We start from the raw sequence: 20,036 nt of genomic DNA on the forward strand, positions 1-20,036 counted from the left end.
GGCCGGTATCTTCAATCTTCCGGGGTTTCTTCTTCTGAGGGGCTCTCGACAAGCCGGGAGGCAAGATCTCCCGTAGCTCCACCCACAAGACCGCGCGCATAATCCTGAGCTGAGAACGGGCGCAGGTCTTCGGCCTGTTCGCCGACCCCGACCATGTGCACGGGCAGTTTGAACTGTTCTGCTAGTGCGACCACAATTCCGCCGCGGGCAGAACCGTCCAGTTTGGTCACGATCAGGCCTGTCACGTTCACCAGCTCACGGAACACGCGCACCTGCTCAATGGCGTTCTGACCGGTCGTTGCATCCAGCACCAGCAATACGGAATGCGGGGCGGTTGGGTCGAATTTCTGCATGACGCGGATGATCTTGGCCAACTCTTCCATAAGCGCGCCCTTATTATGCAGGCGGCCGGCCGTATCGATGAAGAGAAGATCTTTGCCCTCTTCCGTCGCGCGTTTGATGCCGTCATAGGCAAGACCCGCAGCATCTGCTCCGTGTTTTCCCGCGATAACGGGCACATCTGAGCGTTGCCCCCAGACCTGAAGCTGTTCGACAGCCGCAGCACGGAAGGTATCTCCCGCCACGAGCATGACGGATTTGCCTTCTTCGCTGTAATGGCGGGCCATTTTGCCGATGGTTGTGGTCTTGCCTACACCGTTGACGCCCACCACGAGAACGACATGTGGCTTCTTCTTCGGATCAGGTTCAAACGGGATCGCAACGGGCTCCAGAACCCGCGCAATCTCTTCGGCCAGGGCATCGCGAATTTCGTCACTTGTGACGTCCTTACCAAAACGGGAGCTGCGAAAGCTCTCGATGACACGCTCTGCCACGACAGGCCCTAGATCTGCCGCGATCAGTTCGTCTTCGAGTTCTTCAAGAGCAGCATCGTCCAGCTTGCGATGCGTGAACACAGCTCCGAGACGTGAGCTCGAGCGTGAAAGACCCTGTTTGAGTCGTGAGAAAAATCCAGCCATTTACGGGAGTTCGGACAGGTCAGGCCCAACGTCAAGTCTGTAGCGTCGATTTCCTGAGAGTAAATGGGCTGTTGGGCGATTGTTTCACACATTTACAGTCTGACAGCCTTCTAGTTTTCTGTAAGGGCGTATGGTTCTTCATCCCGGTTTCGTGGCTTGCGCCATGCTTAGGAGTCATAATCTTCTTGTAGGAATCTGTTTTCAGGCTCCGTGAGGTGGCTGGATAAGCGCCCTAATATTGGCTAGCAGACGAATAGATGGATCGTTTGCGCCCTTGTTTCCCGAAGAGCCACGGCAGACCGAATTGATGCCTGCCGTGTGCTGAGCGGCATTATTTTTGTCAATCGGAACGGCCTGCGCGGGCCTAAAAATATGCGCTGCAAAAGACGCTTTATAACAGCGGGAAACATTGAGGCTACATGGGTGCTTCATGGGAGGAATGGCCTATCTGCCAAAAGGCAGCGCCGCAGACCATGGTGATTGATGCGGCTTCTCTCAAAATATACTGCACGGCTTTGAGCCCGTGCGTAAAAAAGAATTCAGGGCGACTGCCTTGCTGGGCAGCCTCTGTAAGGGAAGAATGGCTTTAGGCAGCCCAGGGTTATGATGCTGACTGGTTTTGGGGCTGTTCTGGAGTAAAAAGGGATAAACCCTTGCATTCTGGGACGAAGGTCTCTGGAAATCCGCATCGGGTACTATAAGCAACACAGATAAAAATGCCTTAATCGCATCGAAATCATGTTCTCAGGTCTCAAGGATTGGAGGCGTCTCGCAACGCACTATAATAGATGCCCGAATGTCTTCTTCTCAGGCATTTGTCTTTCTGCAACCGTCATGTTCGGACTATGTGTCTTGAGCTAGGTATTGGTGTCACCTTTTGGCCGTTGAAGTATCTGCCCGCATAGAATGCGTGTCCAGCCATCAGGGGGGGGCCTGGAGATCCGCTTTTTTCTTTATTGGTGTTGCGTTGCTTTGGCGCCCCCACCGAAATTGTATCTAGAATCTTGCCTGACTTTGGGTGCCCGGTGCGATAGGCCCGGACAACGCAAATAAAGACAGGTAGTTGTTGATCAGATATTCCGTGTGCTCGTTAGAAAGAGCCGCGTGTTCAACGTCTGGAACACTAGGATTTGAGCATCGGAACCAGATTAAAGGGGGGACATCAGCTTTTGCTCTCATCCGCATGAGCCATAGCTTTGTCTAGATTTAGGTCAAGATACCTTAAAATCCACAGTCCACTAGATGCCTAGAGCTGATTGTCAAGCCCACGCCAACGAGAAAGCCTCTTCTCAACATCAAAAAATGACTGTCTCATTTTATCCATCCAATCATCAAAGGAAAAATGAAATCATAGATACCTTCTAAAAACCAAAGGATTTTCTGAACCCTCTAGTTAGCGACTCTTGCGATGATCTTCCTGTTGAGGGATGATGTTTCATGCATCAAAATCGTCAAACTCTTCTGCAACTCTTTCTAACCCAGCTTCGGGTTATCGGCGCCTTGATGCTGCGCGAATTGCATACACGATTCGGACGTGAAAATCTCGGATATCTTTGGATCGTAGGTGAGCCGATCCTTTTCTGTGCAGGTGTCGCCATCGCTTGGACAGCCATCCGCCCCTCATACGAACATGGCCTACAGACTACAGCTGTTGTAATTACAGGCTATGTCCCCCTGACGATGTGGCGGCACTGCCTAGCAAGTTCCGTTCGGGCATTTGAAGCGAACGGAAGTTTACTCTTTCATCGACAAGTAACGCCTCTTGACATCATTACGGCTAGAAGCATTCTCGAAATAGCAGGAACGATCATTGCAGGGGTTATCGTTTGCTCGGGGGCAATGTTGCTAGGGTATATGACGCCCCCGAAGGATTACGGACTTCTTTACATAGGAATTTTTTACCAAAGCCTTTTTTCTTATGCGACGGCTTTGCTTGTCGCCGCTCTGAGCCAACGATCAGAATTAGTCGAAAAATCTATAACTGTTTTTTCTTATCTTTCTTTGCCGTTTTCTGGTGCTTTTATTTTGGAAAGCTGGCTGCCGCTTAAGGCAAGGAACCTTCTTCTCTGGTCTCCATCAGTCAATAATATTGAAATGATTCGTGGTGGGCAATTCGGAAATAATATTCATCCATACTACGATATGGTTTATAATTCATACGCAACAGCATTCATGCTTATTTTGGGAATTTCACTCACGCTTAGAAGTAGAAAATACATTAATGTCCAGTGATTTTCTGAGAAAGGATCTTCAATTTATTAGGGTATTTTTATTCGTATTTGGTTGGTGAGTAACATCGGTTATTCCTCTTTTCAGGGAGCGGGTTTGCAGATCCGTTGAAAGGATCGTCCCGCCTTCCTGTCGCATCGCCTGCGTAACCCCTCTTGACCAGTGGATATACTGGCTCGTGCAGTAGTCTCTTCTGAATGTTCGAATGGATCGAAAGTTTCAAGGAGAACTCTTCACAAGGTGTAATACGTTAGCGTGGTAAAAAATATATTCTCCTGATGGAATAAAGGGTGGGGAAGCTACGTTGCCTTCCTGTGATGTTTGAGGCAAAGCAGACCTATGGCTAAATCGTTCATCACCTCGTCTTCCAGATCCGATGCAAAATTTGGGCTTAGCATCAGACAGATAAGTGCCTGGGCCAAGCGTCGCGTGGTTTTTCTCATGATGGTGATTCTGCCGACGCTGTTGGCTATTATCTATTATGGCCTTATCGCGTCTCCTCAATATGTCTCGCAGGCCGATTTCGTCGTTCGCGGGCAGGCGCCGCAGACCCCAGGGCTGCTGGCGGGGATTTTGTCTTCTGGCGGCGCAGCAGGTGGTAGCGAGGACACGTATGCCGTCCAAGACTACGTCATGTCGCGCGACGCAGCGCAGCTTTTGCTGAAAACGCAGGATCTCGCTAATGTTTTCGACATTTCCGAGGCAGATGCTCTGGCGCGGTTTCCGAATTTCTATTCGGGGCGTACGTTCGAGCATTTCTATCGCTACTATAAGAGGCATGTGAAAGCCGAGCTCGATACGACGACCGGCCTTTCTACGCTTACTGTTCGCACCTTCGGGGCGGCGACTTCCCAACGTATTGCCCGCTCGCTCCTTACAGCCGCTGAGCAGCTTGTCAACGAGATGAATGCGCGACAGCGCGAAAATACCATTGCAGCATCTCTGCGCGAGCGAGATGCTGCAATCAGCCGTCTGCAGGCACTTAATACCCGGATCGATGCATATCGCAATCAGACAGGCTTGCTCGATCCACAGCGTCAGTCCCTGCCGCTTCTGACCGATCTTGCCGGTCTCGATACGGCGAGAATGACCACTCGCGTACAACTCGAGCAGCTTCGGCGCTCCACGCCCAGTAGCCCTTTGATCGAGGTGCTGACACGACGACTGAGTGCGCTGGATCAGGAGATTGCCAATTCGGCGACCAAGGTGACAGGCGACGGCAAATCATTCGTGCCGAAGATCAGCAAATATGAGGATCTGGTCTTTCAACGGCAGCTTTTGGAGCGGGAAGTCAGCGCGGCTGATGCGGCGCTCGACGCTGCACGAATTCAGGCCGACCGGCAGCAGCTTTATCTGGAAGAGATCTCCCAACCTGATCTGCCCGACTATCCCATCTATCCACGAAGTGTTGCAGACATCGCCATCGTTTTCGTAACCATGCTCGGATTGTATTTCATTGGTGCGTTACTGGTTGCAGGTGCCCGTGAGCATAAAAGCATGTGAAAGCTAACTGATGTTGCAATGCATTGATCTTATAAAGGACTATCCGGTCCATGGAGGAAGGCGCCGCATACTTAACGGCGTTAATTTCACCCTTAAAAAGGGCGAAAAACTCGGGATTCTTGGGCGTAACGGTGCAGGAAAGTCGACTTTGATCCGCATCATTGGGGGGGTAGAGCACCTTACGGGGGGGAGAATCGAGCGGGATATGACTGTTTCGTGGCCCCTCGCCTTTGGGGGAGCGTTTCAGGGTAGCTTGAGCGGGTTAGATAACCTGAAATTTATTTGCCGGATCTACAATCTCGATTATGCGGATACCCGAGCTTTTGTGGATGATTTTGCCGAACTTGGGCATCAGCTTACCGAGCCTGTCAAAACTTATTCGTCAGGAATGCGGGCACGATTGGCTTTTGCCCTTTCGATCGTCATCGAGTTCGACTGTTATTTGATAGACGAAGTAATAATGGTTGGAGATGCGCGTTTCCATGCGCGTTGCCAGGAAGAACTCTTTGGGAAGCGCGATGAACGGGCAATGATCGTTGTCTCACACGATATGGGTTTTATGAGAGAGACGTGCAACCGAGTTGCAGTTCTTGATCAGGGGGAACTGACTCCTTACGATAGCATGGATGAAGCCATTTCTACCTACGAATCTCTGTAGTGAATGTCTTTAGTGAGGTTTTTGCATGGCGGTGGGATGGACATGGAATGTGAGGAGAGCGACGCTAAAATAACCAGACATTTTTCTTGCAGCGGTCTGTGACGATATATGGCTTTTTAATTGAAGCCACTGTTGCTCCGTTTGATCGAGGTAAGATCTTTTTATATCTTCTAGGGTGCTTCAAAAGTCACAATTTCTCAGAAGGATTCAAGTGAATTCTCTGGTGGGTTCCAATGCGTCAAGTTATTCGGACCATAAAACCGGCTGTTTCATTTTCTCGTTCTTTGTTGTGTCCTAAAGAATGGAATAACGGGGCTTATTTTATATTTAAAGGATTTTTCAAACCCTTCACCTGTTGCAACAAGTGGAAAACCAGACCAGAAAGAGTACATGATCGTATATCCCAAGCAACGAGCTGCTATGCCGACTAATTCTCTTATAGGTTCTTCCCGGTGTTCCAGCGTTCTTGGCCTGTCGCAGGTGGCGCTTCTTCTGATACTTGGTGGGTGCTCGGCACTTCCTGACAGTGGTCCGACAGAGCGTGGCGTGCTTTCAGAAGCCCGGGATACGAAACGAAATCCGCTTGATTTTGCGGTTGTACGTCTGTCTCCCGATGTTGCAGCTATTCTGGCGGCTGAGGTGACACCACTCGTTTCGAGCCTAGATACGGCAAATAACCCACCAGCTCATAACGACCGGATCGGCGCTGGTGACGTTCTTACGATAGCGGTTTTTGAGCTCGGCAATGGACTGTTCTCCTCCAGCGGTTCAATGTCGGCGGCAGGACAGAGTGGCGATGTCGGAGCGATCTCGCATGGAACAACGGGCGTCACGACGTCTAATCTACCTCCCACAGAGGTCGAGTCGGACGGGACGATCGCCATTCCGTATGCCGGTCGTTTGTATGTTTCGGGTCTTACGCCTCAGCAAGCCGCCGCGTCGATCCGAGCACGCCTTATTGGCAAATCACAGAATGCGGAAGTCATGGTTCGCATCGCCAGCGATATTTCCAATACCGTTATCGTGTCTGGCTCGGTCCATCATCCGGGGCGCGTCGTGCTGAGTACGGCGCAGGAACGACTATCGGATGTAGTGGCCATCGCCGGAGGCGCGATGTATCCGCCGGAGGATACGCAAATTCAGGTTGTGCGCGGCAATCGTGCTGCCCAGACGGATCTGGGAACGCTGGAAACATACCCTGCTGAAGATCTTCGAGCCCGGCCAGGGGACCGCCTGCATGTCGTTTATCAGCCCCGGAGCTATACGGTATTTGGAGCTGCTGGCAAGCAAGCGACGGAAGTGCGTTTTGAAACGCCGCATGTCTCCTTAGCGGAAGCGCTTGCGCGTGTTGGGGGGCCTGCGGATGAGCGGGCGGACCCGAATGCTGCGTTTCTGTTCCGCTTCGAAACTCCTGAGACTGCGCGGCGGCTAGGTCTTACGACGGCTGCGACGCCGAAAGGCGTTCCTGTCGTGTATCAGGTCGATCTGATGAGCCCGACATCCTATTTTCTGACGCAGCAGATCCCGGTAAAAAGCAAGGATGTTCTCCTCGTCGCCAATGCACGAACGAACCGTTTCTACAAATTCAACCAGCTGATCAGCACGCTGGTTAGCCCAGCAATCACGGCGGCATGGATCGCCAAGTAACCCCCAGATGCTGCATCCTGTCCTGCCAGCGGAGTATGTCGGAAGTCCGGAAGGTAAGGGGTCACTGATGCGGTCTTTACTCTTTGTTTGTGATTTTCCGACAGATTTGATCGCCCAGTTGCGCTATCGGCAGCGCAACTGGGCCCGGCAGGTATGTGTGTGCACAGGCCTCTTTCGGGGATCTCACGTCGCGCGGGGGATGTCTGGTTGTCCTGCGGGCCATCTTTATTTCGAGAGGTCCATTCAGTTTCGTCCCTCTTTTCTTCCACGGCAATCACGAGAATGTGGTCATGATTGATAATTTCGCGTTCGGCCGGGTGGCTATTATCGGCGATCTCCTGCTCGACTGTTATATCAACGGCTCTGTCGGCCGTATTTCTCCCGAGGCTCCCGTTCCAGTCCTTCTACGGGCCAATCATACTGCAGTGCCAGGAGGCGCAGCCAATGTGGCGTTGAATGCCGCTACTCTGGGAAGCAGTGTGGCACTCGTCGGGCTAGTGGGTGACGATGAATCGGCAAATAGGCTGCGCGCGGCTCTGAGTGTTCAGCCAGGCATTGATATCAGTGGTCTTGTAGTGGACTCCGCATGGACGACGATCACCAAGACTCGTGTGCTGAGCGGGCGCCAGCAGATCGTGCGGATTGACGAGGAACGAGTTGAGACGACCGCCGCCTCTACGCGCCGCCGTCTCGTGGAGGCCAGTCAGGCCGCGATCGCTGGGGCGGATGTCGTCATCTGCTCGGACTACGCCAAGGGCGTCCTGACGGACGAGGTTCTGGCTGCGATTTTCGAAGCCGCGAAACAGCATGGTGTTCCGGTGATCGTCGATCCCAAGCGGCGGGATTTCACGGCTTATCGTGGTGCCGATCTCATTACGCCCAACCGGAGTGAGCTTGGCGTGGCCACAGACATGCCCTTGCGTGACGATGCGGAAATCGAACTGGCCGCACATGTTGCGTCTGAGCAATTCGGCGGCCATGTTCTGGTGACACGTTCGGAAGAAGGGATGACACTCTTCCGCCGAGACGGGCGGATTACGCATGCGCAGGTCCGTAAATCAGAGGTTTATGACGTGTCCGGAGCCGGCGATACAGTTGTGGCAACGGTGGCGAGCGTGCTTTCGGCCGGGCAGGATCTTGAGACCGCTGTCGTTATCGCGACCAGCGCGGCGTCGATCGTCGTGGGAAAGCTTGGGACGGCGACCGTCTCGCGTGCGGAATTGAGTGCGGCGCTGATAGACGAGATGAAAGAGGATGGAGCCATCGTTTCGCTCGAAGGCGCCCGCTCCATAATCGAGCAGTGGCATCACCATGGTGCGCGAGTGGTGTTCACCAATGGCTGCTTTGACCTTGTCCATCCGGGGCATGTCGCTCTGATCCGGGCTGCTGCGAGCCAAGGGGACAAGCTTATCGTGGCCCTTAACAGCGATACTTCCGTTCGGCGTCTGAAAGGGGAGCAGCGTCCGCTTCAGGATGAACGGGCCCGCGCGACCGTCATGGGGGCGCTGCGTGACGTCGATATGGTCGTAATCTTCGACGAGGACACGCCACTTGAAACCATTCAGGCTTTGCGGCCCGATGTTGTCGTCAAGGGGGCTGACTACCAAGAGCACCAGGTCGTGGGCGGGGATTTCGTAAAGTCCTACGGTGGGTCAGTCGTTCTCGTGGATATCGTATCTGGTCGTTCCACGACGTCCATCGTTAGGAAAATGCAGACAGCACCGGCACCATCGCCTTTCATCTGATGATCCGCTCCATTGCCCGTTCATCCAAGGACACATTCATGACGGTTTCTGACAAGCTTTCCTTTTCGACCGACACGAAGAGCGCAGGCTCCGGTGAAGTCTGGAGGGACTGGCTGAGCGCGAGGGCGCTCCCGCTTTGGAGTGTTGCGGGATTCGATAGGAAGCGAAATCTTTATCATGAGCGACTAAACTGGGACGGCTGTCCTGTGCCCATGAGTGGGCTGCGCCTGATGGTACAGGCGCGCCAGATTTCGACTTATTGCCGCGCCACGCTCGACGGGTTTTACGATGCCTCCGCACAGGCGCTGCAATGTCTCGACGTCGTTGAGCGCGCCTATCATGGCAGCGATGGGGATGCCGGGTGGGTTTTTTCCCTTGCGCCCAACGGTAAGCCTGCCGATTCCCGACGTGATCTTTATGCTCATGCATTCATACTGTTCGCCTATGGGTGGGCAATTCGGCTGACCGGGGAAGAACGATACCGGAAAATCGCCCGTCAGACGGCGGAAGAGGTGGAGCGTATCTTTGCCGCGCCCGACACGGGTTATCTCGATACGGTCCCTTCCACGGATTCCCTGCGGCGGCAAAATCCGCACATGCACCTGCTCGAAGCCTATCTCGTCCTGTTCGAAGCCACAGGAGACGAGTATTACCTTGATAGGCTGCGCGGTCTGATGACGCTCACGCGGAACCATCTTCTCGACCGGCGCTCCGGCCTGCTCCTAGAGTTCTTCGATTCTTCTTGGAAGCCGTTGGAACCCGCATCCCGTAATCGTGTTGAGCCCGGCCATCTGTTCGAATGGGCATGGCTGATCGGCGAATATGAGCGGCTCGTCTCTCCGTCGGGAGAGGATATGGCTGGGCTGAGGGATGTGACGGAGCGGCTGTTCCGTTCCGGCCTGTCACTCGGGACCGACCCGAAGACGGGATTCGTCTTCGACGCGATGACCGAGGATGGAGTTGTTTTCGAGCGGATGACGCGGATTTGGCCGCAGACAGAACTCCTTCGCCTGCTGTGCACGCATCATGTTTCGGGTAAACGGGAGAGCATCTCAGCTCACGATCTGGGCACGACATTTCTCGCACGATTTGCTCCGTCACGCCTCGCCGGTGGATGGATAGACCGTTTCGACGAGGTGGGTTCGCCGTTGGTGGACTACATGCCCGCCAGTTCGCTCTATCATATTTATGGCGCGGCGCGGCTGCTTTCGGGCTGTGTGCCGGAGACGGGTCATGGCTGAGATACGCAAAAGCACGGCGAAAAAGACAGGTCGATCCGCCGCGACGGACACATTCCCGGCGCATGTGCTAGCCTTTCTGGATAGGCTCACGGATGGCGCGGGCAAGGCGCTCCTCGCCCGGATCAATAGTCAGAATGCGGACATAGAGGCGATTGTACGCGAGATCGCCTCAGGCGCAGCCGTAGAAGAGCTTGCCAAACTCGCCCGGACAGGAACAGACGCGGACGGCATCGCGTGGGTCACGCAGGCGGATTACGATTATGTCGGCCTGCCCTCCGAAGCGGCGGACTGCGATTTTAGGTCGGGATTCGACATCTATCTGCGTGAGCGTCTCGGCAAGCGTGCCGACGGGTTTGCGACAATTTTTGAAGCGCTTGACCAGCACGAAGCGCCCTTCATTATCGAGACCGGATGCCTGCGTGTGCCGCGCAACTGGGACGGCGATGGGCAGAGTACTTTTCAGTTCGACTGGTATGCGCGCGAAAGGCGGGGGCGGGTCATAACCATCGACGTCAATCCCCAGAGCATTGACAGTGCTCGCCGTGCGTGTAGCAGCGTCACTAGCACCATCCTCAACGATTCCGTCGCCACTCTCGACGCTCTGGGCGCGGCTGGTATGGGGCCAGCGGCCTTGATCTATCTCGATTCCTTCGATCTGGACCTCGATAATCCGATGCCTAGCGCCATTCATCACTCCATGGAACTGATGGCCGCGCGTCGTCTTCTTGGCCCAGGAACGATCCTGTGCATCGACGATTTTGACGTCGCGCCGCTGGGGCCGGGCGGCAAGGGGCTGATCGTCGACCGGTTCTTCGATACGATCCGCGCGGAGGTTCTTTACTCAGGATATCAGAAAGTGTGGCGCATCTCCGTATAAGAAGGCGCGCCACGCCCGTCAGGGGTGCTTCATTGGCGCCCGCATGACATCGGCGTAAAATGCTTTCAGCCGTATTTGATAGCAACTCATGTCAAAGCGTGCCGCTTGGTTGGGCCCTGCGGCGCGCAGCGCAGCGCAGAGTGAGTCGTCCCTGTCCAACCGCTCGATGGCCGCTGTGATCTGCGGAATGTCATATGCATCCACGGTTAGGACTGCATCTCCACCGACTTCCGGAAGGGCGCCCTCGCATGAGGTCATGACGGGCGTGCCGAGTGTCATAGCTTCTATGACCGGGAGGCCGAAACCTTCCGCTAGAGAGGGAAACAGCAATGCACGTGCACCACGCACGAGCGTCATTAGGTCCCGCTCCGGCAGATATTCCATGCGAATTACCCGTCCGGTATTCAGGCAGCGCTCGAGCAGCCTGAGTTCGCCTGTCGCCTTCCAGGCCATCGCGCCCACGATGACCAGCGGCCGCTCAGCGGACGATGAGAGCATTGCTTCCAGCAGGCGGCCAATGTTCTTTTTCGGCTCGATCGAACCGAAAAACAGGTAGTAACCGTCCCGACGTAGGCCATAAAGCCGTTCGAGAACATCCTTCAGCGTTTCCTCGTTGATTTTCAGAGAGGCCGCGGGACTGCGGATTGTCTGATACGTGTTGTGAACGAGCGGTGCGACCTGGGAAGAAAATGCGATGATATCGCGCTTCGAAGCCTCGGAGACCGTGCAGATCGCGTCCGCGTGCCGGCAAAGATCCGTCATCAGGCGAAAATAATAGCTCTTATCGTCGAGCGTAGCGTGCGGCAGCCGCAAAGGGACAAGGTCATGGACCGTATAGACGTTTCGTGCGCCCCTGACGCGGATCGGGAAAGGATAGGTCCAGTGCATCACGTCAGGCGTTACCGGTAGATTCACCGTCATGAAACGGCGTGTGGCCCGGTAGCGCTGCGCAGCGACGAAAAAGAGATCCCGCGCGTTTAACAACTGGTCGAAGGCCGGCATGCGTTCGCTAAAGGAACGGGCGTCAATCTGTGAGTCTGCAGGTACCGTCTGGGCCGTGCATCCTGTCAAAGTGCTGCGCTGACGTGCTTTCCAGCGTTCCGACAGGAAGCGGGCCTTCGTCTTTGGCTCTTCTTCGCCCAGCCGGTCATAAAACAGGACTTCCCGGAGGGCGGCGGGCGTATGGGAAGGAATGTTAAAGCCATAAAGCACGTCGACCTGCGCAGACATTCCCTTCAGAGCCTCACTCAGGGTTCTGGCGTAGGTAGCGACACCTGTCCCGCGGGGAAGAGCGAGATTGAAACCATCAAGGGTCACATGGAAAGGGGGTGATACGGCAACGGTCATTCTTTTACTCCTGCGGGGAGGGGATGAAACATTCTGCGGCGTTACACCAGCACCTTAATTGATCGGCGACGGAAACATTGCCGGACATCGTTTGGCTAAGCCCCCGGAGGGTTTTTTCGATGACAGTCATGAACAATTAAAAGTCCATACGAATGAATTTATGTCTGCCGGTAATGTCCGGTAAAGTCTCAAGACCTCAAACAGCTGTGCTTCCTGTGAACTGTCAGCAGAATCTGGACTTCAGAACCAGAGCGACTCACCCCAAATGCAATCCGTTATAACATCGGACAACGGCTCTTCGATCCATTCATTTGTTGTAACCTCGCCTAATGCTCTTCACGAATGCCTCCGACGAGGGCAAGATAAAAACGTGGGCAGACTTTATCATGCCGCAACTCATTCGGTCTTAACTGTCCGGATGACCTTACCGCCGCTAGAACGAAGTACAGAGAAGAACGTATGGTAAAGATGGGAAAGTTCCTTGAGGTCGTCCGGCGTCGTTCGGGCGCGCGCTTGCAGCCGGATAAGACAGCAGGTTCTCGGAACCAGGATAGGACCTCTTCGTCCATTGACGCCGATTCCATACGGGTACTCGCCAAGGAAGCCGAACAGGGCAAGAAGCTGGCGCTGGCCGTTCTGTATTACAAGAAAATCATAGAACTTTGGGGTGAAACTCCAGAGCTGTGGATCTCCATTGCGCGGCTTCAGCGCGATATGGGTCGATACGACGCATCTCGCGACAGCTTGGACAAGGCTCTGCGGATCGAGCCCGGCAATGTGCAGATTCACTTTGAGTGGGGCGAACTCGAGTTTTGCCAGAAGCACTACCTTCAGGCCATTCAGCATTATGACAGCGCGCTTCTTCTTCACCCCGGCTGGCCCTTAGCGGCTGCTCGACGCGCCGATGTCAAGGCACAGATGGTTTTTGAGAAAAAACGCGATTTCGAGGATGAACGCGAGAAGATCGCTCAGGCTGCCCAGCTCGACGCACTGAACCGTCTGGATGTGGATCAGCGGATCGACCCCGCGCTTTTTCATCCCACCCGACATGAACTAACGCAAAATCATTCTCCTCAGTTCGTACGCACCTTCAATGGCGTTTATCAAAGAACGCGCTGGGGTGCCGGCGACGTGGTGCGCGGTGTAGGAAGCCTGCGCGGCCATATTCTCTCGATTGTGCCCTATCATCACATCGAGATCTATATCGACGGACAGCTTGTGCACGAAGGACCGCTGACCGTCGGGCCGGTACAGAACGAACAATCAGATGAGCGTTTGCGCAAATACGCTTACAATGTGTGGGTTGATTTTTCGCGCTTCTCATTCGGATGGCATAAAATCTACTATCGAGCAGTCGGCACCGGGAACAGCGTCGAGGTCAATATCAACTGGCGTATCGACGATATTATCGTGGACGCTCCCATTGCCGACGGATTTTTCCAAGATGCGACGGCGCGCGTACCTGTCGCCGGTCTTGATCCGTCCCGTTCCCTTGTCGAGCAGGTGCGGGCCCTGCCTACAGTCGTTTCCGAGGCGAGCCCCAATTCCTATCCCGGCCCCATACGCAACGTCGCCATTCTCAGGCTTGATGGTTTGGGTGATGTTGCTGTCTCAGTGCCATTCTTCCTGCATGTGAGGAAGCTTCTTCCTTCGGCCAGACTAGTCGTTCTCGCGTCGGCGGATAATGCCGATGGCTGCCGGGCACTTGAGATTTTTGATGAGGTCATCGAGATTGATTTCCCGGAAAATCCTTATGAACAGGGCCGATATCTAACCGAAGATCAGCAGCTTGAACTTATGGAGCAACTCGCTTCCTACAAGTTCGATCTGGCGATCACCGGCATGGTAAGCGACAGGCCGAGGCAGCTTTCAGTGATGACTGGCGCCCCGGTGACTATCGGCTTTGACGGTGAAGATCACAAAACCCTTAACATTTATTACACCTCGCGCGACGCAATTTCTGGCGCAAATATCCTTAACTATGCCGCCCGATATGGGCTTCTGGCCAAGGCACTGGAAGTGTGGCTCGATAGTGGCGCACGTGTTCAGCGGCGCGATGACCTGAGCCGTGACTTATTACGGCTTTACGGAATTGGACCTAATGACGATTTCGTTGTCATGCATACAGGTTCGCGCATCAAGGCCACGGAATGGCCAGGTTATACCGAACTTGCCAACCGAATTGTCGAGCAGATGGGACTGAAGGTTGTATATATTGCTCATGATGAGAGCCAGCGCCCAAATCTTTCCGAAGAAGCTCTTTTAGATGGACGGATCATCTTTTTGGCTGGCTTGATTCCGTTCGATCACTTTGATGCATTCTTGTCTTACTGTTCAAGCTTTGTAGGCAATGATAGCGGCCCGGGTCATCTTGCCACTCTGCGGGGCGCGAAAGCCGTCAGAATACTTTCTGCACGTCTAGGCGCAACCGAATGGAAATCCGAGCTAGCGGGTGTGTGCCTCTACCGGCGCGTCCCCTGCGCGGGATGTGGCCCAATTCCCATCTCTCGTCAGGAGGAGTGCACTTACGACATCGCATGCGTGAAAGATATTACTGTCGACGAGGTGTTCTTCCAGGTCGCTAAACAGATTGCACGCCCGGATAATGCGCCAGAGACCTCCACCGAGTCACCAACACCCGTCCTCGCATTAGGAGACATGGCATGAGCGCAACGATCAGCGCAGGCAAATGGCGCAGCGAAGTTCAGAAAATGGCGGACGAGGCTCGGGACGGTGGAGACTACCTTGCCGCCGCCGAACTCTACGAAAAAGTCATAGCTCTTGGAGGGCCGTCGTCCATTTCAATGGCTGCTGGGCATATGCGCAAGGAGGCCAAGGACTTTGTTGCGGCTGAACGGCATTATCAGAACGTCCGCGAGGCCAATCCTGATGACCCGGAAATTTACATGCAGCTCGGGCATTTCTACAAAACGGTTGGCCGGTATGGCGATGCCCAACACCATTACATGCGGGCAATGCAGAATCATTATCCCAATTTCGACGAAGTCAGGCACGAGCTTCGCGCAATTCATGAAAGCGAGGAGCTTTCCCGCGAGCAGGAGCGGTGTGATTCCCTTGAAGACGCAGACTTCAAGGGGCTCGTCTCGGAGCGGCTGTTCCCAAGGCAGCTCGACCAGCTTCAGCGGGACTATCATGAGACCTTCACCATTTCGCGTCTTGGCAACCACCGCAAGACAAGCTCGGGAAAAGGCCGTGTGATCCGCGGTGTTGACGCGGTGCGCGGTCATGTCATCACGTCAATGCCGTGCGACAGCATCGACATTTTCCTTGATGACGAGCTAATTTACTCCGCACCTTTGCAGGTCGTTCCGTTGCGTTGGGAAAAAAACCGCTCCAACCTGCGCAAATACGTCTTCAATGCCTGGATTGATTTCAGTGATTTCCCTGTCGGGAAGCACGAGATCGTCCTATTCGCGAACCCCCTTCAGGGCGAGCCGCGTGAAGGCATCGAATGGAAACGTGAGACAATCCTCGTCGCCGAGCGACTGCCGGAAGGATTCGATGAGCAGAGTCCTGCCCTGATTCCGCCGCTGGACCCTGAGTCACCACTAACGGTAGTCGAACAGGTCAACCGTCTCCCGAGCCTTGTGCGAAAAGTCACGCCAGGATCCTTCCCGGGCAAGCTCGATACGATCGCGATCATCAGACCTGATCAACTCGGGGATATGGTTATTACGCTGCCGGCAGTACGGCGTATCAGGGAACTTGCGCCTAAATCCCGGATCGTTGGTCTTCTCAGCCCTGCCAATGCCGATCTGGCGGCTACGCTTGGAGTGTTCGATGATATTGTCGTCATTCGTTTTCCTGATGACAAGTATCAGGACAGGCGTGTCATGGACAAGCGTGCGCAGGAAGCATTTGCAGCGCAGTGCAAGCCCTATAACTTCGACCTCGCGATCGACTTCCTCTACAGTGAGCATGCCAACAAACTGCTCCCTCTGACCGGGGCGCCGGTCACCATGACCGTCGCGCGCTCTGACCAAGTCGAAGATCTGGAGGTTGTTTTTGACGCCCGTTCACCGAATGGCGGCCTAAGTCTCTCCCCCATGGCGCATACGGCCCGCGCTCGCGCGCTCTCGGAAGCACTTGGGCTCTGGCTGGATAATAACGCGCGTCCTCTCCCCCGGACCAAGCCGAACGCCGAGCCTCTGGCCCGGTACGGCCTGTCCGAGAATGACCGTTATGTCGTCTTGCATACCGGATCGAGCTTCGCCCAGTTTCTTCGCTGGCCCCATTATCCCGAATTGACGGCACGGCTCCTAAGGGCTGGATACAAGGTCGTCTACATGGGCAGTGACGAACAGCAAAAGGCACGCCTCTCCAACGAAGCCCGTGAGGATGGGCGGATCGTCTATCTCGACCGGAAGATCCCGTTCGACGACCTCGATGCGCTGCTCTCCTGTGCCTCACTGATGATCGGCAACGATTCCGGCCCCAAGCACTGGGCGAGTCTTCGCGGGACACGGGTTGTTAGCCTTCATCCGGGCCGCGACGACCTGCGCGAATGGGGACAGGTCTTCGGCGGCGTGGTACTTGCTCGCCGGGTGCCCTGCGCGGGCTGTGGCATACGTTATGACGAAACGGAATGCGGTCAGGACTTCGCTTGCATCAGACAGATCACCATCGAAGAGGTACTCCGGGAGGCTCTGTCTCCATAATGCGCGTCCACCTTGGGCCGGCGCTGGCCTTAATCCAACCGGCACCGGCCTTTCAATGCGGGTTCCAGCATGGAATCTGGGACGAAAAAGAAAGTTTTGAAGCATGACGGGGGTGTACACCGTTCCGGACGACGTCGAACGTCTTCCGGGTCTGACATCCGACCGGAATATAAGGCATCGCGACCTGTATACTGACGAGGACGCGCTTTTTCCCCATCTGTCGCAGCAGGCAGGCCCGACCCGCGCGGCGGCCCTGCTCGATGGTGTCATTTTCCGCCATGTCGGCTGGCTGGCCAGGCAATTGATTGCATGGTCGCGGAACAGGAACCCACTTGTCGGGCCCGTTCTCCGTCCGCTGGGGAATTCCGTTGCTGCCCTTTTGGCTGTGAGCCGGACACGCTTTTCGATTGTCCAAATCGGCTGGATGAAAACCAGAATGGGCGTGCCGGTTCTTTCCGGCGTGGTGGCGTTCCGTGTGCTCGTTCATTCGCGCCACGACCTTACGGAGGTGCTGGCCTGCTCGGACGACACAGGAGAGGTCATTGGCCGCATTACCCCGGTACGCCTGACGACGATCGGCGCTGTATCCACCTGGTCGGCCAATCTCTGGATCGATACGTCCTGTCTCAGGACAGGCCGACAGAAGATTCATGTTCGCGCTTGGACCGGCTCGCGTCTGGCGGGGCAGATGCGTCGCTTCGTTATGGTGCAGAACGAGGATACGACCCTGCACGCGGTCCCCGATGCGGTGCAGTCTGCTTCTTACATCCAGTCGCCCGACTCCCCGACGGACGATGCTACGTCTTGGGTGCTCTCGCGCCCGGTCGAGCGCCATCATCCTCCGGGTGCTCTGTTCTCAGGCCCGGTAAACTCGATCCTCGTCCTGCGAACCGACCAGCTTGGTGACGTCGCCGCGTCCCTCCCCGCGATGGCCCGGCTCAGGAAACTTTTCCCTCAGGCTCACGTGACCATGCTTCTTCAGAAGGCCAATGTGCCTGTAGCCCGCGCCTCGGGTGTTGCAGACGAGTATCTTGACCTGACACTGCGCTACGATTCAAAAACAGAACGCCGCTATCTCGACGCAGAGGCGGACGCCCATCTGCGCACCCAGCTTTGCGGGCGCAGCTTCGATCTGGCTATCGACCTCTCCCCTGGTGCTGAAAGTCAGCACCTTCTCCTTCTTTGCTCGGCACGCCGTCGGGTGGGCTTTAAGCCCGAGCAGTTTCCGTTCCTTGATTTCGGAATCGAGGTGATATCCCGCGAGGTAATTAACCGTAAGCCTGTCATATCCCACGCCGCCCATGTTGAACTCCTTGTCTCTTCCCTTGGGCAACTTATGGACCAGCGGCGTGAAGTTGTTCCTCGCCGTGAAACTGCCCCATCGCAACTGGGCATGACGCGTCCTCGCGATCGCCCTATCATCGTCCATTCAGGCGCGCGCCATCCCATCAATCGGTGGCCGATCGAGAATTTCCTGCACCTCTGCGGCGGCCTTGCGGCAGCGAGTGGGAGCGAGGTTCTGTTTTTCGTTGACGGTCATGCGCTTAACGATGCAGTACGCTCACGTTGTACCGAACTCCCTGGCGTGACGCTCATGGACTGCCTGCCGATGGATGCATTCGATGCCCTGGTCGCGAGCGCCGTTCTGTTCGTGGCTAATGATACCGGCCCCAAACATTTGGCTGCTGCACGCGGTGTCCCGGTCGTAAGTATTGCCATTCCTCGTTTGAATTGGGAAGAATGGGGACAGAATCAGGGGGGCGTGATCCTCTCTCGTACTGTTCCGTGTGCGGGATGCGGACTAAATAACCGTGATGCTTGTGGGCGGGATGCAGCGTGCATTACCACAATATCTGTCGAGACCGTTCTCAAGGTCGCACTGGACGTGTTCGAACAGTCGAAGACCGAATAAAGCAAAATGGTCCCAGGACGGGGAGGGAGCGATCCCCGTCTGATAGTAGGCCGTTCGAGTTGCCGTCTTATCGAAATGATCGCACGGTTCTATGGTCGGGGCATCAAGTTGAAAGACAGGTTAAAATCCCTTTTCCCATTGAGTGAATAGAGAATATGCGCAAACGTATCATTGTAACTGGTGCCGCTGGCTTTATCGGCAGTAATATTGTGCGAGGACTTAATGCTCGCGGGTATACCAATATTATCGCAGTCGATAATCTCGCAAAATCGGAGAAATTTCATAATCTCGTTGATCTTGGAATTAGCGACTATGTGGACAAGACGACATTTTACGATTCTTTTGCGGCAGGAAAGTTCGGTTCGGTAGACGCCATTTTCCACGAGGGTGCGTGTTCCGATACGATGGAGCATGACGGTCGCTACATGCTGGCCAATAACTATGCTACGAGCAAGATGTTGCTCGATACCTGCGCTTCTTCGGGCACGCGCTTGCTGTATGCGTCCAGCGCCGCGACCTATGGTGGCTCATCGCAATTCATCGAGGATCCTCGATTCGAGCGTCCGTTGAATGTATACGGCTATTCGAAACTGCTTTTCGATCAGGTTGTCCGTCAGTCTCTGCCGCGGATCCGGAGTCAGGTTGCAGGATTTCGTTACTTTAACGTTTATGGTCCGCATGAGCAGCATAAAGGACGTATGGCGTCGGTCGCGTATCACCAATTCAACCAGTTCCGTGCGGACGGAAAGGTCAAGCTGTTCGGCTCTTATGACGGTTACGCACCTGGCCAGCAACTTCGTGATTTTGTCTATGTTGACGATGTCGTGGCGGTCAATCTCTGGTTTTTTGATAATCCAGGACAGAGCGGTGTTTTCAACCTCGGTTCCGGGCGGGCGCAGGCGTTTAATGACGTGACCCATGCGGTGGTGAATAGCTTGCGCAGCGCACAGGACCAGCCCGCTATTACGCTGGAGCAGATGGTCAGTAACGGGATTTTGGAATATATTGACTTTCCCCAAGCTCTGATGGGTAAATACCAGAGCTTCACACAGGCCGATCTGACGTGCCTGCGCGCCACCGGTTGCGACCATGTATTTGCTGATGTCGCAGCAGGAGTCTCGGACTATGTCCGGTTTCTGTTAACTAAAGAGTCCTGATGACCATTTTGGGCAACGCTAACTCGTTGACGCGCTCGTATGTTCGGGCAGAACACAGGCTGCT

The 20,036-nt window shown here is 55.0% G+C and carries 13 protein-coding genes and 1 pseudogene; 12 read left to right on the forward strand and 2 right to left on the reverse strand.

From position 1 onward, the window contains the following. Positions 1-11: 11 nt before the first annotated feature. The gene (gene ftsY, locus ABDK75_RS03135) at positions 12-977 is read right to left on the reverse strand and encodes a signal recognition particle-docking protein FtsY (protein ID WP_046900830.1); all 966 of its coding nucleotides are present in this window, start codon (positions 975-977) and stop codon (positions 12-14) included. A gap of 257 nt (positions 978-1,234) precedes the next feature. On the opposite strand from ftsY, the pseudogene ABDK75_RS17820 reads away from it, so the two are divergent. From ABDK75_RS17820 to ABDK75_RS03175, 8 genes and pseudogenes are all read left to right on the forward strand, one after another. Then, positions 1,235-1,375 (forward strand): annotated as a pseudogene (locus ABDK75_RS17820) (IS5/IS1182 family transposase); the annotation flags it as partial. A 1,039-nt stretch (positions 1,376-2,414) separates the two neighbouring features. Continuing rightward, a complete protein-coding gene (locus ABDK75_RS03145) occupies positions 2,415-3,209 on the forward strand; it encodes an ABC transporter permease (protein WP_099211894.1) in 795 nt (264 codons plus the stop codon). 438 nt (positions 3,210-3,647) lie between these two features. Next, complete coding sequence (locus ABDK75_RS03150; protein ID WP_145995778.1) at positions 3,648-4,709, forward strand: capsule biosynthesis protein; 1,062 nt, start codon at positions 3,648-3,650, stop codon at positions 4,707-4,709. A 10-nt stretch (positions 4,710-4,719) separates the two neighbouring features. After that, positions 4,720-5,367, forward strand: coding sequence for an ABC transporter ATP-binding protein (locus tag ABDK75_RS03155; RefSeq protein WP_099211898.1), 648 nt, complete (start codon positions 4,720-4,722; stop codon positions 5,365-5,367). 420 nt (positions 5,368-5,787) lie between these two features. Next, positions 5,788-7,014, forward strand: a complete 1,227-nt coding sequence (locus tag ABDK75_RS03160; RefSeq protein ID WP_174694803.1) for a polysaccharide biosynthesis/export family protein — start codon at positions 5,788-5,790, stop codon at positions 7,012-7,014. A 290-nt stretch (positions 7,015-7,304) separates the two neighbouring features. Continuing rightward, entirely contained in the window at positions 7,305-8,759 is a 1,455-nt protein-coding gene (gene rfaE1, locus ABDK75_RS03165) for a D-glycero-beta-D-manno-heptose-7-phosphate kinase (RefSeq protein ID WP_099212024.1), read from the forward strand. A 38-nt stretch (positions 8,760-8,797) separates the two neighbouring features. Beyond that, the gene (locus ABDK75_RS03170; RefSeq protein WP_099212026.1) at positions 8,798-10,000 is read left to right on the forward strand and encodes an AGE family epimerase/isomerase; all 1,203 of its coding nucleotides are present in this window, start codon (positions 8,798-8,800) and stop codon (positions 9,998-10,000) included. Further along, positions 9,993-10,877: a hypothetical protein gene (locus ABDK75_RS03175; RefSeq protein ID WP_346004952.1), complete on the forward strand. Its 885-nt coding sequence runs from the start codon at positions 9,993-9,995 to the stop codon at positions 10,875-10,877. Before ABDK75_RS03170 ends, ABDK75_RS03175 begins: the two co-directional genes overlap by 8 nt. Positions 10,878-10,895: 18 nt before the next feature. Here the strand turns inward: ABDK75_RS03175 and ABDK75_RS03180 are convergent, their stop codons facing one another. Then, positions 10,896-12,224, reverse strand: a complete 1,329-nt coding sequence (locus tag ABDK75_RS03180) for a glycosyltransferase family 1 protein (protein ID WP_211497379.1) — start codon at positions 12,222-12,224, stop codon at positions 10,896-10,898. Positions 12,225-12,692: 468 nt separating this feature from the next. On the opposite strand from ABDK75_RS03180, the gene ABDK75_RS03185 reads away from it, so the two are divergent. The 4 genes from ABDK75_RS03185 (at position 12,693) to rfaD (ending at position 19,972) form a co-directional block, all read left to right on the forward strand. Next, entirely contained in the window at positions 12,693-14,891 is a 2,199-nt protein-coding gene (locus ABDK75_RS03185; RefSeq protein WP_167386131.1) for a glycosyltransferase family 9 protein, read from the forward strand. Next, positions 14,888-16,903, forward strand: a complete 2,016-nt coding sequence (locus ABDK75_RS03190; RefSeq protein WP_099211908.1) for a glycosyltransferase family 9 protein — start codon at positions 14,888-14,890, stop codon at positions 16,901-16,903. The genes ABDK75_RS03185 and ABDK75_RS03190 overlap by 4 nt, the downstream gene beginning before the upstream one ends. 103 nt (positions 16,904-17,006) lie before the next feature. Next, positions 17,007-18,815: a glycosyltransferase family 9 protein gene (locus ABDK75_RS03195; protein WP_346004953.1), complete on the forward strand. Its 1,809-nt coding sequence runs from the start codon at positions 17,007-17,009 to the stop codon at positions 18,813-18,815. 155 nt (positions 18,816-18,970) lie between these two features. Then, a complete protein-coding gene (gene rfaD / locus ABDK75_RS03200; RefSeq protein ID WP_099211912.1) occupies positions 18,971-19,972 on the forward strand; it encodes an ADP-glyceromanno-heptose 6-epimerase in 1,002 nt (333 codons plus the stop codon). Positions 19,973-20,036 lie beyond the last annotated feature (64 nt).

The sequence above is a fragment of the Gluconobacter sp. OJA genome, assembly GCF_039638325.1.
In the GTDB taxonomy this organism is placed as follows: domain Bacteria; phylum Pseudomonadota; class Alphaproteobacteria; order Acetobacterales; family Acetobacteraceae; genus Gluconobacter; species Gluconobacter cerinus.